The 16,067-nt window shown below is 46.6% G+C and carries 14 protein-coding genes; 7 read left to right on the top strand and 7 right to left on the bottom strand.

Annotated elements, in window-relative coordinates; genetic code table 11:
- Positions 1 to 4 precede the first annotated feature (4 nt).
- The 6 genes from hydA to yqeC form a co-directional block, all read right to left on the bottom strand.
- Complete coding sequence (gene hydA, locus MJ595_RS16325; RefSeq protein WP_263079038.1) at positions 5 to 1,465, bottom strand: dihydropyrimidinase; 1,461 nt, start codon at positions 1,463 to 1,465, stop codon at positions 5 to 7.
- A 72-nt stretch (positions 1,466 to 1,537) separates the two neighbouring features.
- Positions 1,538 to 2,761: a YgeY family selenium metabolism-linked hydrolase gene (locus MJ595_RS16320; RefSeq protein ID WP_263079037.1), complete on the bottom strand. Its 1,224-nt coding sequence runs from the start codon at positions 2,759 to 2,761 to the stop codon at positions 1,538 to 1,540.
- A gap of 62 nt (positions 2,762 to 2,823) precedes the next feature.
- Positions 2,824 to 4,041: a diaminopropionate ammonia-lyase gene (gene dpaL, locus MJ595_RS16315; protein WP_263079036.1), complete on the bottom strand. Its 1,218-nt coding sequence runs from the start codon at positions 4,039 to 4,041 to the stop codon at positions 2,824 to 2,826.
- Between the two features lie 23 nt (positions 4,042 to 4,064).
- Entirely contained in the window at positions 4,065 to 5,255 is a 1,191-nt protein-coding gene (gene ygeW / locus MJ595_RS16310) for a knotted carbamoyltransferase YgeW (RefSeq protein ID WP_263079035.1), read from the bottom strand.
- A 468-nt stretch (positions 5,256 to 5,723) separates the two neighbouring features.
- Positions 5,724 to 7,328: a selenium-dependent molybdenum cofactor biosynthesis protein YqeB gene (yqeB, locus tag MJ595_RS16305; protein WP_263079034.1), complete on the bottom strand. Its 1,605-nt coding sequence runs from the start codon at positions 7,326 to 7,328 to the stop codon at positions 5,724 to 5,726.
- The gene (gene yqeC, locus MJ595_RS16300) at positions 7,328 to 8,158 is read right to left on the bottom strand and encodes a selenium cofactor biosynthesis protein YqeC (RefSeq protein ID WP_263079033.1); all 831 of its coding nucleotides are present in this window, start codon (positions 8,156 to 8,158) and stop codon (positions 7,328 to 7,330) included. The genes yqeB and yqeC overlap by 1 nt, the downstream gene beginning before the upstream one ends.
- Before the next feature lie 43 nt (positions 8,159 to 8,201).
- Here yqeC and MJ595_RS16295 point away from each other — a divergent pair, with 43 nt between their 5' ends.
- The 6 genes from MJ595_RS16295 (at position 8,202) to MJ595_RS16270 (ending at position 14,253) form a co-directional block, all read left to right on the top strand.
- Positions 8,202 to 8,822, top strand: coding sequence for an NTP transferase domain-containing protein (locus MJ595_RS16295; protein WP_263079032.1), 621 nt, complete (start codon positions 8,202 to 8,204; stop codon positions 8,820 to 8,822).
- 321 nt (positions 8,823 to 9,143) lie between these two features.
- Positions 9,144 to 9,821, top strand: coding sequence for a hypothetical protein (locus tag MJ595_RS16290; RefSeq protein ID WP_263079031.1), 678 nt, complete (start codon positions 9,144 to 9,146; stop codon positions 9,819 to 9,821).
- Positions 9,822 to 9,876: 55 nt separating this feature from the next.
- The gene (locus MJ595_RS16285) at positions 9,877 to 11,211 is read left to right on the top strand and encodes a transposase (protein ID WP_263078000.1); all 1,335 of its coding nucleotides are present in this window, start codon (positions 9,877 to 9,879) and stop codon (positions 11,209 to 11,211) included.
- A gap of 114 nt (positions 11,212 to 11,325) precedes the next feature.
- Entirely contained in the window at positions 11,326 to 12,546 is a 1,221-nt protein-coding gene (locus MJ595_RS16280; RefSeq protein WP_263079030.1) for a sigma 54-interacting transcriptional regulator, read from the top strand.
- 658 nt (positions 12,547 to 13,204) lie between these two features.
- Entirely contained in the window at positions 13,205 to 13,678 is a 474-nt protein-coding gene (locus MJ595_RS16275) for a helix-turn-helix domain-containing protein (RefSeq protein ID WP_263078037.1), read from the top strand.
- A complete protein-coding gene (locus MJ595_RS16270; protein WP_263322427.1) occupies positions 13,600 to 14,253 on the top strand; it encodes an IS630 family transposase in 654 nt (217 codons plus the stop codon). The genes MJ595_RS16275 and MJ595_RS16270 overlap by 79 nt, the downstream gene beginning before the upstream one ends.
- A 168-nt stretch (positions 14,254 to 14,421) precedes the next feature.
- On the opposite strand, the gene MJ595_RS16265 is transcribed toward MJ595_RS16270, so the two are convergent.
- Entirely contained in the window at positions 14,422 to 15,744 is a 1,323-nt protein-coding gene (locus MJ595_RS16265; RefSeq protein WP_263079029.1) for a hypothetical protein, read from the bottom strand.
- Between the two features lie 77 nt (positions 15,745 to 15,821).
- Here MJ595_RS16265 and MJ595_RS16260 point away from each other — a divergent pair, with 77 nt between their 5' ends.
- Entirely contained in the window at positions 15,822 to 16,037 is a 216-nt protein-coding gene (locus tag MJ595_RS16260; protein WP_263079028.1) for a hypothetical protein, read from the top strand.
- Positions 16,038 to 16,067 lie beyond the last annotated feature (30 nt).

The raw sequence follows: 16,067 nt of genomic DNA, 5'->3' as shown, positions 1-16,067 counted from the left end.
TCATTTATTCCCCATTTTCCCAGTAACGGTAACATTCATTAAGTGGCTGACGATGCAGGAACCGCCCATGTCCCGGCCTGCCAATAAACTGACCATCCCGGACAATGACTCTCCCTCTTGATAACGTCATTACCGGATACCCCAACAGCTTGATTCCCTCGTAAGGACAATAATCAGAGCCACCATGCATGAGACCCTGGCTCAAGGTCACTTCTTTGGTGGGGTCAATAATCACCAGATCCGCATCGGCGCCTTCAGCTATCAGTCCCTTACGGGGATAAAGACCAAACAATTGCGCAGGACGGGTACTGACCAGCTCAACAAAGTGATTGATGGAAATGCGATCTTTCATAACCCCTTCAGAAAAGAGCAGGGGCACCCGGTTTTCTACACCGGGCATACCGTTTGGGCAATACTGAAAACCATCCCGTCCCGCCCTTTTCTGTGCCAGGGTAAATGCACAGTGGTCGGTAGCCAGTGTACTGATGGTTCCGTCTATCACTCCCTGCCAGAGCTGGTTTTGATGGTAATGATCCCGGAGCGGCGGACTCATGATGTATTTAAGCCCTTCATCATAAGGATGACTGGCAATACTGACCTGATCCGACATGGTGTTGTATTTATTGATATCCAGTAACAGATATTGAGGACAGGTTTCCGCAAATACCGCTTGCCCACGTTGATGGGCCTGTCGAATGTATTCAAGCCCGATACCATTGGACAGGTGAACAATATAAATGGGTGCATCACCCGCCAGTGTCGCCAGGTTGATCATGCGACCCACTGCTTCTGCCTCACATTCCGGCGGTCTGCTCAGCGCATGATAGATAGGTGCATTTGATCCCTGACCGAGAATACGTTCTTTGAGAAAGCGGATTGCACCATCATTCTCAGGGTGCACACAGGTCAGCGCGTTAAGCTGATTTAAACGCTCAAGGGCGGCAAGTATCTCACTATCATTCAGCTTAAAATCATAAGTAAGATAGATTTTAAAGCTGGAAATCCCTTCCTCCTGCACCATGGATTCCATTTCCCTAAGAATGCCATCGTTAATATGCTGAATGGTGCCGTGAAAGCTGTAGTCTATAACGGCCTTGTCCCGGGCAAACTCATGATACCGTTCAAGCTGGTGATGGAGGGAACAACCTGCCGGGCCAAACCCCATATGATCCACAATAGTGGTGGTACCACCACAGGCTGCCGATACAGTGCCACTGTAAAAATCATCACAGCTGGTCGCTATGCCCACATCAATATTAAAGTGGGTATGTACGTCAACGCCGCCAGGAATCACATAATGCCCGGCGGCATCAATAATTTCTGTCAGGCCGCCTTCCACGCCCCCCACCTCTGAAGGCTCAATCTCTGATGCTATTTTTTCGATAATACCGTTGCGAGTCAGTATATCTGCCCGCTCACTGGTATCCGCATTCACCAATGTCGCATTTTTTATCAGGACACTCATGATTCCTTACCTTCTGGTCAGGAGTCTTAAAAAGTCGGCTCACGGTCTGAGCCGACTAACTTTGAGGGGCTATTATTTTTGCAGGTTATGGAGATACATACCTGGAATAGCTGCATACATGGCCGCACACTTCACCAGGTGGTCTTTCCAGGTCTTTTCATTGGGTGCATGGGCTTCCGGCTCTTTGCCTGGACCAAAACCAATCACAGGGATGTTATACCGACCCATGATAGACACGCCGTTAGTGGAAAATGTCCACTTATCGACCAGTGGCTTTTTATCAAAGAGCAGCTCGAAACACTCGCTGGTCGTCCTGGTCACCAGGTGGTCTTCAGGAATCTGCCAGGCCGGGAAATAGCACTCGGTCTCATACACCAGGCCGGTGTAGGCAGGACGGTCATAGTTGTACATGGAAACCCTGGCGTCTGCCTGTTTCACACTGGGCAGTGCCCGTATTTCATCCAGGGCACCTTCCCAGGTTTCACCCCAGGTCAGACGACGGTCAATGGAAATCGCGCAACTGTCAGCAACGGCGCAGCGGCTTGGAGACGTGAAGAAAATTTCGGAAACGGTCAGTGTACCTTTACCGAGAAACTCGTCATCACCGAGATGACTGGAGAGTTCCTTGAGTTCATTCAGAATCGGCCCCATCTTGAAGATGGCGTTATCACCACGTTCTGGTGCCGAGCCATGGCAGCTGATACCACTGACATCCACACGGATTTCCATTCGCCCCCGCTGACCACGGTAGATGTTGCAATCGGTTGGCTCGGTACTGACAACAAACTCAGGGTGCAGGCCGGTTTCATTAATAATGTACTGCCAGCACAGGCCATCACAATCCTCTTCCTGAACCGTACCAGTGACCACCAGTGTATAGTCATCTTCCAGCCCCAGATCCTTGATGATCTTACCGGCATAGACCATGGATGCCATTCCCCCTTCCTGGTCAGATGCACCACGACCACCAATGGTCTCATCATTTTCATAACCTTCGTAGGGATCAAAGGTCCAGTTATCCAGGTTACCGACCCCGACGGTATCAATATGGGCATCCATGGCAATAATCCGCTTGCCATGGCCCATGTAACCCAGCACGTTACCCTGTGGGTCAATGTCCACCCTGTCAAAACCCACCCTTTCCATCTCTTCCTTAATGCGAAGAACCACCTTTTTTTCATCGCAGGACTCGCTGGGAATGGCGATCATGTCCCGCAGAAAACGGGTCATTTCCGGTTTATATTCCTCCGCTTTTTTCAGGATTTCAGCAAAGGGGATTTTAAGTTCACTGCTCATGGTTTTATATCCTTGATATCCTTGTTGACGGGTTTTGTTTCAACCCGTCAACCACCTTAACGTTATGAATATTGACTTTGACTGGATCCAATACCGTATTTACCTTCCCAGACCACATCCTGATAATTCACCGGATCGGTATCGCCTTCGGTATTGAAAAGAAGCACCACAGAGTGATGGTCCAGCCCAAGACTGTTCATGATGCTTTCTGAATCCGGATGGCAGGCAATGGCGTAAAGCATTCCTACACCAATGGCACCGGACTCTCCGGAAATAATGGCCTGATCCCCTTTCATCGGGCTGGCCTGAATCCTCATACCTAATGCTGCGGTTCGGTCTTCCACGGAAAGGAAGTGCCGACAGCAATTCCTTAGTACCTCCCAGCCCAGCGGATTCGGCTCACCGCAGGCCAGGCCAACCATCATGGTATCCAGATCCCCCGGAACATTAATGGCTGAACCATCATCGCTACAGCCAGACCGATAGATGCAGTTCGCCTGATGAGGCTCAGCGGTAATAGCGGTGAACCGGTCAGCGCCAAAACGGTTAGCCAGATAACCCACCACCCCACCCGCCATAGCACCAACTCCGGCTTGTAGAATAGTGTGAGTGGGACGCTCTATACCCATGGCCTGCATCTGCTCAACGGCTTCATCAGCCATGGTTGTATAACCCTGCATAATCCAGGTGGGAATTTCGGTATAGCCTGCCCAGGCAGTGTCCTGAACCATCAACCAGCCGTTTTCATCCGCCTGTTGACAGGCAAGACGAACAGCGTCGTCGTAGTTCAAGTCAGTGACTATGCACTCAGCACCCAGCCTTCTAATGTTATCTACCCGCTCCTGCGCTGCGCCCTTTGGCATGTAAACAACAGCCTGCTGACCCAGTTTCATCGCTGCCCAGGCAACACCACGACCGTGGTTGCCATCGGTAGCGGTGGCAAAGGTGATAGGCTCATGGCCGTTCAGGTTGTCAAAACTGAATGACTCCAGGGGAATACCGAGTTTTCTGGTAATACTTTGACCAATGGCGTAAGAACCCCCTAATACCTTGAAAGCATTGAGGCCAAAACGATAGGACTCATCCTTTACCAGAATTTTCCCCAAACCGAGTTTTCTCGCCAGCCCATCAAGCGAGCAAAGTGGCGTCGCCTGGTAACCCGGAATCCTTCGATGAAAAGCCCGAACAGCACTGGCTATTTCTGCACTGAACAGGGGCGAAGATTGACCGTTAAAAAAACGGTTTGGCATCTGCTCAATGGATAAGGCAAATGTTGACATGGTATGCACCTCCCTTGATGCAATCAGGCATCAATACGACGGGCACCATTTTTCATCAGGTTTTCCAGCACTATTTCAGGGTTTGCAAAGCGCCGATTAAGGATCATGGAAGCGATAATGAATGGCTTCCAGCCTGCTTCCTTGTAGGTATGGATCAAATACTTGTTGAAGACACTTTCTGTGACCTCGCCTTCCTCGCAGGAAACCCCGGTAATATCTGCCGGCAGGCAGTGCATGTAGAGCCCTTCACCATCACGGGTCAGCTTCATCATCTCCTCTGTGCAGTGCCAGTGTTTATGCCGGGCATTTTCGGCGAGACACTCCTGTTCCAGCGCCTTGAGGCCATCATGGTCACCGGCTTTTAACAGGTCGGTACGACGACCCATGACATGATAGGGAGCCCAGGACTTTGGATAGACAATGTCAGCCTCTTTAAAGGCTTCAGCCATGGTGCTGACCTGCCTGAAACTGCCACCACTTTCTTTGGCCTGACGGCCTGCGGTTTCCACCACTTCCGGGATCAGGTCATAGCCTTCAGGGTGGGCCAGGGTGACATCCATGCCAAAGCGGGTCATCAGGCCAATAATGCCCTGGGGAACAGACAGTGGCTTGCCGTAGCTGGGGGAGTACGCCCAGGTCATGGCAATTTTCTTGCCCTTCAGGTTTTCAAGACTGCCGAAGTGTTCGGTGAGCCAGGCCAGGTCTGCCATGCTCTGGGTTGGGTGGTCAATGTCGCACTGCAGGTTAACCACACCGGGACGCTGTGCCAGAACCCCGTTTTCCTTACCGAAGTCCAGTGCCTTGCCCACTTCACGCATATACCTGTTGCCGTAACCCAGGTACATGTCATCACGAATACCAATCACATCGGCGCAGAAAGAGATCATGTTGGCTGTTTCACGAACGGTTTCACCGTGGGCAATCTGGGACTTTCCTTCATCCAGATCCTGCACTGCCAGCCCCAGCATGTTACAGGCAGAAGAGAAAGAGAAACGGGTACGGGTGGAGTTGTCCCGGAACAGGGAAACACCCAGACCACTGTCGAATACCCGGGTGGAGATATTTTCATTTCTCAGGGTTCGGAGTGCCTCGGCAACGCTCAATACCTGTTTCAACTCGTCTGTTGACTGCTCCCAGGTCAACATAAGATCCTTGTTATGCAGTTGTGTGTCGAAGGCTTGAATCTGTTGTATTAACGCATTGAAGCTACTCACGGTGTTTCCTTATTTTGGGTATAGCGATTCCGGAGCTAAAAAACGCCCCTGAATCCGGGGTCATTGAATGGCTGAACGCTATGGCATACGAAGTGGTTAACCATGCAATACCTAAGAATCAGCCAGATTGTTATTTATGGCTTTTAATAGCCAATATGCGTGCCAACTCTTGATAACGAACCCACAAAAAAATAATTTTTCTGGAAAACTATCCATCGCCCTTTATTCATCAGTGATAGGTAATAACTATGCAAATAACGTGGTCTTTAGAATTAAGTTTTCCATATTTAAAAAAATGACCTGAAGCAATTTCTATTTTTCAGGAACAAAACACTAAGCTCGCTTTGATCTATCAGTTTGATAAAACAGAAAAAAACCAATCAATTTGAAACCCCACTCAAAAAAAAGCCCTGACGTTTGCAAACCAATAAACCGTCAGGGCCATAAAACAATCACAGCGACTGCCCTTTATCGGGACAGTTTCAGAATAGCCTCCAGCACACCACCGGCAATAGCCCTTGCCTTATCGGACACGGTGGTATGTTCAACAGAGGCTCCCCTGGGATCGATATCGCCCACCTTGAAGCCTTCGGTCACCGATGTTCCTGCGGTAATCAACCCGCGAACCTTGCCACTAATTCTGGTTGTCACGGGTTGCTCACCCTCCCCGGTTTCAATCACTGCGATAATCTGGCCTTCCTGAACCAAATCACCAATCACCGCTTTAGGCAACACCCGTCCGGCACAGGGTGCATGCAAAACCCGCTCTTTATCATAGCCCAGGATATTGCCCGGTTTACCCGTATCAGGTAAAGCCTCACACTGATAGATAACATTGGCCAGGCTATGACCACGACAGGTTTCAATCACCGCATCCACGTCGTCACCGGCACTGAAACCCGGGCCAAGGGCGATGGTGACCGGTGCCATATCGCGGGTGGTTCCCAGGTTCCTCTTGGCCAGAATGCCATCCACCAGAATAGCGGGCTTAAGCTGCCTCAAGGTATGACAATCGGGGTCAGCGAGCACGGCCACCTCCCCCTGATCCAGTACCCTTCTTGCGTCACTCACGGAGCAGGCCTTGCGAGCGGTAATTCCTTCGACGCAGATAGATTCATTACTGTTCAGCAAGGCTCCCGCAAAGGATACATTGGTTCTGATAACGGTGGGCTTTGGCAGATCCAGCATCACCACCTGAAAGCCACAGTTATGGAGTTTAACGGCAGTTCCCGTGGCTAAATCCCCGGCTCCACGAATAACAACCCGCCTGTTACCATTGATAGATACGCAAGGCAGACCAGAGTTCAACGCCTTACCTTTAGATAGAGCCAGCACTTCCGCCATAATGCTCAGGGCAATTTCCTCCGGACTTTCCGCACCGATATCCAGCCCTACCGGGGTACGCACCTGATTAAAACGGGCTTCACTGATGCCTGCCTCCCGGCATTTCTCCCGAAGAATCCCCACTTTTCTCCTGCTGGCCAGCTGACCTATATGCCTGGCAGGGCTTTTTAAAATAACAGGCAATGCCACAGTATCTTCATGGTTTGTGGCGATAATAACCTGGGTATTGTCTCTGATAGTTGCCTGACCGATAGCCCCTGTAATGGTGCCACCGAGGAAAAACCGGGTTTGAGGGGGGAAAAAGCGGGCATTAAGGTTAGGTTCCCAGGAATCCACCACAGTCATGGTATAACCCAGTACCGCCGCCAGTTTTGCAACAGCCCGGTTAACGTGACCGCCCCCCACCAGCAGCATATCCGGGCGGATACCCTGAACATCAATATGAACCTTCATAGTGCCACCACAGTCCATGTCCATGGCATCTTTGCCAGCCCTTGACATACTACCTTTAACCGTTCTTGACCGCCCCTCTTTCAGGGCTGCCATCGCTTCATTAATCACATGTCGCTCAATCATGCCCCCCCCGATAGTACCAAGGGTTTCTCCTCCTTCCTGGACCAGCAGCATGGCATCATGCCGGGGGGCTGACCCCCTGGTTTCGATAATTGAAGCCAGCGCAAAAGGAATGTTTTGCTCATAGAGCCGGGCCGCTTCCGCAAAAATATTCATTAAACCCCCTCTGATTTATTTTTAAAAAACCTTCCTGATAAATTTCTTGTTCTGCTCACTGTCCTGACAGGAAACTGCGAAGTATCTTGAAAGCAACTTATCAGACAGTGATCAATAGCTATTGAATGGGCTGTTACTGTTTGAATAAATTCGGTTGCCAGGCTTTTATCCCGCTCGCTATCCACCTGATTAACGAGCCATATTTTTCGTGCACTGGCAGGTGTATTTTTAAAAAGCCCATGGTTGTCCCCCAGTAATTTTCCCATGACAGCAGGCGTTATATGGTCACCGTCCAATAAACCGGTCATTCGGGAAAACCGTTGCCAGCGATGAACCTGGCTGGCATCAATTCCTTTATTAAGGGCCCTGCGTATCCCTTTCCAGCCCGTAACCGCAATAACCACCTGACATTCATCGGGTAAAACCGGCTCATGACCTGCCGGAACTTTCAGCGGCAAGCCCCTTGAACCATCAGCTTCCACAAGAATGCTGTCATAAATATCCTCTTTTACCAGCGCTGCGATCAGAGCCGGGCTCAGACCTGATAGCTTTCCTGATGCTTTATCCGGATAACCTGCTACGGTGAGTGTTGCTGCAGCTGGCTTAATACCCAGGGATTCTGGAATATTACGGTCAATCAGGCGATCTATATGCTGGCCAAAACCGGTACTGCCAGGATGAACAATCCGGGTGGTGGTGGTTAACAATACCCGGTGTCCGAGTTCTTTAAGCCCTTGGGCCAGATATTCCAGACAATGGGTCTTCCCTCCTGCGCCGGTTGCCGCAATAATGCGATCCTTAACGGGATTGATTCCGGGAAAATAAAACACCTTTGATCCTCCCCTGAATACTCTATGCTTCAGAGATACTGTTATGCCTGATCAAGAACCCAAACCTGTCAGTTGCCTGATCACCGCAGCCGGTCTTTCATCTCGCATGGGGCAATGGAAAATGATGCTCCCCTTTGGCCCAAAAGGGAGAACCATTCTTGATTACAGCATTGCTAACGCACTGAAATTCTGCCATCAGGTTATTCTGGTGACAGGCCATCGCAGCGATGAACTGCAGGATCGATACCAGGCACAGCCGCGCCTGCGAATCGTTCAAAACCCTTCCTACCGGCTCGGGTTGTTCAGTTCCATTCAGACCGGAATTCGCCATTTTCAAAGCCAGGACTGCCAGGGTGACTACCTGTTTATTAGCCACGGTGATATGCCACTGATTTCTGATACGGTATTCGAAAAGCTCTGGAATCAAAGACAGCAAGACACACTATTTCCCGTAGTCAACACATCAGGGCAAATGGCTGGCCATCCGGTTCTTATCCATGGCAGTGTATTTCACACTATTCTCACCGCGCCGGTAGAATCCCGGATGAAAGCAGTACTGCAATCAGGCCCCCATCGTTATATTCCCGTTGCTGATCCGGCTATTCATAAGGACATAGATACTCCCGAGTGTTATCAGCAATATACTGATGGCAACCGATTTTAAATTCGGTTGAATACAGGATACTTCTGGCCTGTTTATTAAAAAACATTATTAAACAGAACCATCAAACGATGGCTCTGTAATAGGTCGTGGTTCAGCATGGCAATGAATATAAGAAAACGTCCGTGACTTACGTCAATATCAGAGAAACTTAATGGCTGAATAACCATAAAATTAAGCGAACACTGATTCAAATTATTTGCTTCTTTATATTAATTGCGAAAATAGGGATGCATAAGAATAAAAATACTGCTCCAGCTCAATGTAGGGAAGCTTCCAGCTATGAAGAATAAAAAAGATTAATAAAAAAAGCAGAGTATGGTTATGTTATCTAACTCCCGCCTGATGTCTATTCAGTCAACAGTACTTCGTTTCGTGCAAGTGCTGTCCCGTATGCTGAATCTGGATGTGGAGGTAGTGGATGAAAAACTGCTGAGAATTGCTGGAACCGGCCTATATTCCAGCAACCTCGGGCGCACCCTGACCACGGGAACGAATGTTTACAAATCTATTATCAGCACCCGTAAATATAAAGTCATTGAACGCTCCGGCAAAGACCCGGAATGCCTGATGTGCAGTCGTCGGATAGGCTGCAAGGAAAAAGCATTTCTCGGTGTACCGGTGATGTTTCATGGCGACTGTATTGGTGTCATTAGCCTGGTCTGTTTCAGTGAAGAAAAAAGAAACCAGTTGCTGAACAATATTGATTTCTATATTGAATCCATTGAAAACACTGCCCAGCTTTTTATTGCCAAAACCATGGAGAGCATCTATCGCCACAAGGTTCGCCGCAGTGAGAAAATGATCAAGGAGGTGGGGGAATATCTGGTAGAAGGCCTACTGGAACTCAATAGCAGGGGCCAATGCCAACACATGAATACTGCCGCCAGAAAACTGCTACATATTCAATCCAACCAGTCAATCCGGCATATACCAGCAATTCCCGCAGACTTGATTAAAGCCCTTAATAACAAGGGCTGTAGCTTGGTAGCCTCTTGCTAAAATCGCAGACTATCCGGTAGAATTTCACCACAATAATAATAACGATGCTCATGTTGTGCCGCTAACGAAACCAAGAACCATTGCTGAAAAACTGCTCAAAATAGTCTCTGATGAAGCGGGTCAAATTCCAGACTTTCGCAAGAAAAGCCAACATGACAAAATTGTCCTTCATGATGCGGTCATGAGTGGCCTGGCAGTCATGCACCTGAAATACCCTTCATTACTGGCTTTTGATCAGGATTGTGTCAATAACCCAGATAGGCTCAAGAACTTAAAGTCGATGTACAATGTCAGCTGTGTCCCCAGTGATACCTATCTGAGGGATCTGATTGACCCTATCGAAACACGCTATTTAAGGAAGTTCTTTACCCGCCTGTTTGCCTTTGTGCAACGATCTGGGCGGCTTAAGCAGTTCACTTATTTTGAGGAAGGGTATCTTGCGCCTATCGATGGTACGGGGCACTTTTGCTCAGGGAAGATTAGTTGTCCTGAGTGTTGTGTAAAAAAGCCAGGCAGCAAAAATCCGCAATACTACCATCAGTTACTGGCCTGCTGTCTGGTAAAGCCGGGCAAGAAAGAAGTATTACCTTTAATGCCTGAACCCATCATCAAACAAGTTGATGCGTCAAAGAATGATTGTGAGAAGGTAGCGCTCAAGCGGCTATTGGCGAATTTATCCAGAGAGCATCCGCACCTGCCACTGGTTCTGACTTTTGATGACCTGTACTCAGATGGACCGACCATCAAGTTGGTAAAGTCCTTTGGCTATAGCTTCATTATGGTGGCAAAGGATTCAACCCATGAGTCGTTATACCAGGCCGTCGATGAGCTGGATTGTGCAGACAAAGTGGTGCGCTATGAATATACCGATGATAAAGGGTTTACGCACTGGTTCCGGTTTGTGAATGGTGCCCCCATTAACAAGTCACACCCGGATGTGCTGGTTAACTTTCTCGAATATATAGAAATTGATCCAGAGGGCAACAAGAAGTACGTCAACACCTGGGTCACGGACATTGAGCTTTCAGCCGAGAACGTGAATAAATTCATGCGAGGAGCACGCGCTAAATGGAAAATTGAAAACGAAACGTTCAATACACTGAAAACACAGGGCTACCATCTCGAACACAATTACGGGCACGGAAAGCAGCATCTGGCCAGCAATCTGGCATGCCTGACTTTTACGGCCTTCCTCATCAACCAGATAGAACAACTGTCTTGCAAGCTCTTCCAGGAAGCGCTCAAGATAAAAAAGTCTAAAAAGGCATTCTGGCATGCCATACGAGGGCTGTTTGACTGGTTCTGCATTGATAACTGGACAGACGTATTTACAGCTATCATTGAAGGGCGAAGTGTGAGCTTGAAGTTGCTGACTGTCGATACGACATAGAGCGTTGATGTTAGCCCTGTGACCTGTGTTACCTGTCATTAAAACCGACTGCCGATATAGCAGCAGTCTGGCTCTGTTCATCCGCGATAAAATCATTTTTAATTAACTGAAAATGTGCCAGCCGGAATCTGGTTTGCGGGAATTGCTGGGCATATACAGGCTAGACCTTTTGGCCGCAGCAAAGACGATAACAGGCAGCAGCAAAACAAATTTATTATTCAGGTGCGCGATAAGGAGCAGATATTGCCCGGCCGTATGCTTGTTCTTGACCAACGACGTTTTTTAGTATTGCACTCAAAGGCAGGGCAGACACGAACCGGAAATAACCGACATAATAAAACTGAACTGATTGGGCAGTCTCCCGCCATTAAAAAGCTACGTAGGCAAATTGCACGGGTCGCTATCAGTCCTTCCAGTATTCTGATTCGTGGCGAAAGCGGTTCAGGCAAAGAAGTGGTGGCTCGTATGATCCACGAATCAGGTAATAGGGCAGACCACCCTTTTGTTGCCATTAACTGTGCTGCCATACCGGAGCAACTACTGGAAAGCGAGCTGTTTGGCTACGCCAAAGGGGCATTTACCGGTGCATCCAGCCAGGGCCGGGATGGGCTGGTCAAAAAAGCAGACGGCGGAACGCTTTTTCTTGATGAAATCGGCGATATGTCACTGCATTTACAGGCCAAACTGTTGCGAGTTCTGGATCGCAGAGAAATTATTCCTGTGGGCACTTCCACCGTGATTCCCGTGGATATTCGCGTTATTTCTGCCAGCCATCAGGATTTTGATAAGCTGGTGAAAAACGGCAAGTTTCGGGAAGACCTTTTTTATCGCTTGAATGTTATTCCTCTCAATATAGCCCCACTGCGTAATCGAACCGGGGACGTCTCACTGCTGACGAACTATTTTCTGGACATGCATGCTGTTGCCATCGGGGTAAAAAAACCGGTATTAACCGATGAAACCATGGAATGCCTTAACTTATGGCACTGGCCAGGAAATGTCCGGGAACTGGCAAACACCATTGAATACCTTGTTAATATGGCTGAACCTGAGGAACCGGTGACACCCGGTTATCTCCCTGCACCTATTCGCCAGTGCAACTCATTAGCCCTGACGACCGGTGACAGTAACAACAAAGAAAGCATAGATGACTCACGACAGTTCTCCCTTAAACTGGAAGAAATGGAAAAGTATCTGGTGAATAAAGCCCTGCAATCCTATGGTAAAACGGGCAGTAAACAGAAGGTGGCAGATGAGCTGGGAATAGGGATTGCCACATTATACCGAAAGATTAAAAAGTATAATCTGGAAGATGAAACCACGGTCTTTTATTAATTCGGCTATTTCATAAGTACCCAGCCTTGCCTGTCCGTTGCAGTTTCAAGAGATAGGACTACGGCTTGATTTCTGTATAATCCTCTCTTTTACAGTTATGGAAATAAAGCAAGATATAACCTGGCACCGGCTGTTTCTACAAAAGCGTAAGTGGATGGACGGTAGTGTGTCACCCATATGATGGCGCATTTCCTTGCCCGAACGGGGTTCAACAGAGCGTTTGTAGGAAGCAAACAGGTATTGCCAGTGGAAACTGAACGCTTCCGACGGATACTTTCTTGCCAGGGCATCAGGCATCCATACTTCGCCATGCCCTGCTTCAAGATAGCGCTTAACCCGCAGTGTATTTCGAACCTACTCCATAAACTTCATGTAACCTTCCACCGATGCTGTATATATAACCAGCATTCTTGGTCAAATATTAAATTTTGCAAATCACTGCTGGATTCAAACCAATCGTAGCTAATCCCCATCTTTTGTTTCCATAGTTTATTTATCAAAGTCTATTGGTTTGTAAGTAGGTCATAGTTTGGTTTCAAATAAACTGGATGTTCGGCCAGTACGAGAAATCTACTTCTTGATCTAACGATCAGATAGCTATTGAATGATACATTTACTCTATTATAAAGAGAGTACTGGTCTTTAAATCCCTCTCCCTATGAAGTACGTCACTACAATCACTGATGAAGCTGTTTTATTAACTTTGAAATTCGCCAAACACTACGGACCTCTGAGATGTATAAGGGAAAGAGCCCATAGCCTTTTATTGAGCAATCGTGGCTTTACCCTTGAGCAAATTGCCGAAATACTTGAAATTAGATATCAAACTGCTTCTCAGTGGATTGATGATTGGGAAGAATATGGTATTCGTGCCTTGTACAAGGGGCATGGTGGCGGTAGGCCGTGCATATATGACGAATCCGAAGTGCAACGCATAAAAGAATTAGTGGCTGAAGAGCCTCGTCGCTTATCGTATGTCAAATCCAAGATCGAGGATGAAACCGGTAAATCTTCATCAAAAATTACTCTGGCAAACATTGTAAAAAAGCAGGGCTGGTTTACAAAAGACTCCGTAAATCATGCAAACATAAACGGGACGAAGAGCAATTCCATGACTGTAAAACTGCTCTGAAAGATGCCCAGGAAGCCGAGAGCAAAGGGTTAATCAATTTATTTTATTTTGATGAGTCCGGCTTTACCCAGGAACCTTGTGTGCCATACGGTTGGCAGGAAAAAGGAAAGCAGCTCAGAATACCATCAGTCAAAAGTAAACGCATCAACGTACTGGGGTTTATGAACCGAAGCTGTGAGCTATTTCATTATCCTGTTGTGGGTTCAGTGAATAGCGATACGGTGATTGCGGCCTTTGATGACTTTGCAGAGAAAATGGCAGATGAAAAATACAGCTCAAATGATCGTTACACGGTAGTTATGGTGGATAATGCCAGCATTCACACCAGCAAAAAGTTTTGTGCCAGAATTGATGACTGGATGATTGAAAAGAAATTGCTGGTCTGCTTTCTGCCAACATATTCACCTGAGCTCAACCTGATTGAAATCCTGTGGAGGAAAATAAAGTATGAATGGCTCAACCTCTTGTCAATCAAGAGCTTTGCGGAATTTGAAAAAGAAGTTGAACGGGTGCTTTTTTCATTTGGAGAGGAGTATATGATCTCATTTTCTAATACTGTCCGACTGGATGGTTAAATTATTCGAAAGCAATCTATACACTACTTAATGTAAAATTTATGGCTGTCCTAAAAAACTATGCTAAAAAACTATGGCTGTCCTAAAAAAATGCTGTATGTAGTGTGAAATTTATGGCTGTCCTAAAGAGCTCTCTAAAGAGCTGCTCTAGAGAGCTATTTTACTGGCTCATGGGACAGCTATTGAGTTAAGCGCTCCAGCCATTACAGCTATCTCTCGCTCTCCAATGTAGCTCGATAATACTTCTATAGCAAAAAGGCCTTTATCCCTATACCCTTCATCTAATTCGGCAGCAAGTATTGAAGGGAACGTTAAATCATATAGGTAATCGCTCGCCCCTCCAATATCGACATAACCGAGTTGAAATATATCGTAATTTGGCAATTGCTCATAATTAGATTCTATATAGTCATACCCATAATCCATAAATGGAACATCATAATGAGCTACGCCGTTATTTAAGCCCGCAATTATCGAATACCCTTGTTGTTTCTCTAAATTTTTTTTATATGTAAAGCTTAGTCTCTCCTTATAGAAAGAAACCTCTATGGGGGAATCACTGCCTTGTTCAAAGTTGGTTCTATAATATGTAGTGTGAGCAAGCCCTGAAACACCATCAAACTCCGTTTCATAGATAAGTGATTGAGTGTAATAATAACCCGGGATAGGATTTTCAATTCCATCGGGGGTGGTACAAGAAGTTTTACAACCAACATCCATGTAATAGGTGGTTATTTTATTTACTAATAAAGAGTCGCCTACATAATCGAACTTATATACTCCCAAAACAGTGTCAAATTGATCATAGTCATAGCTCACATTGTCAAATGGATCACGTCCGGCAACAACATTATCATATATTCGTTTTTGCAATTTAGAATTATTAAGCACATATTTATTCATTACTCGTGGTCTATTTAAATCATCCCACTCTGCTATAACTATTACCCACTTTGGTAACATATAGCTCTTAATTCTTTTTTCCATTGAGTAACGCTTAGAAAGATACTCATCACTTATATCATCAAGAAGGTCTGACCCCTGATGGTATAATAAAATAGCCTTTGGTACTTTCTTAAATCCAGACTCTTCACCCATATATCTATTTTCATAGTCATAATATTGACTTCCAATAATTCGAGTTTCTTGATCAGCTGGTGTATTTTTCCATAACATGTGAGTAGCGCTCATCGAATTATCTTCATTGTACAGGATTCTGTAATTCGCAACATCGTCAATAGAACTCCCGCCTAAACTGTACGAGCTAGTTTGCATAGTGGAATTTTTTAGTAGCTCCCTTGTTGAAACTTTAAAACTTTTGATAAAGCGTTTGATATCTGGATAATCTCCACTGGACTCTACAGTAAGCTTTTTTCCTTGTAAATTATTCTCATCATAGATTTCAGCAATACTACCTTTACTTAAATAGACTGATGAAATGTTCAGCAAATCCGCTTTATTTAAATTTTTTATATAGAACTTAAAGGACATCCATAAATTTGACTGATCCCTCAGATAAGCTACCTTTCTTTTGTCACTAAAACTTCACCCTATAGACAAAAGTGCTTATGACTCGCGCCCGTAACAGTCAGATTGCCCCTGAAAGCACACCTTACTACCACTGTATGGCTCGGTGTGTGCGCCGTGCCTATCTTTGTGGGAAGGATCATTTTTCAGGTAAGAATTATGAGCACCGTCGGCAGTGGGTGGTTGATAGACTGACAGAGTTGGCTGCTATTTTTGCCATTGAAGTCTGTGCCTATGCCGTGATGTCTAATCATTAGGGTGAAAGTCTCAAATTGACCGAGCTTCTT

It is taken from the genome of Endozoicomonas sp. Mp262, assembly GCF_025643335.1.
In the GTDB taxonomy this organism is placed as follows: domain Bacteria; phylum Pseudomonadota; class Gammaproteobacteria; order Pseudomonadales; family Endozoicomonadaceae; genus Endonucleibacter.
Note: the sequence above shows the minus strand (reverse complement) of the source record. Positions and strands in the feature narration are given on the sequence as shown.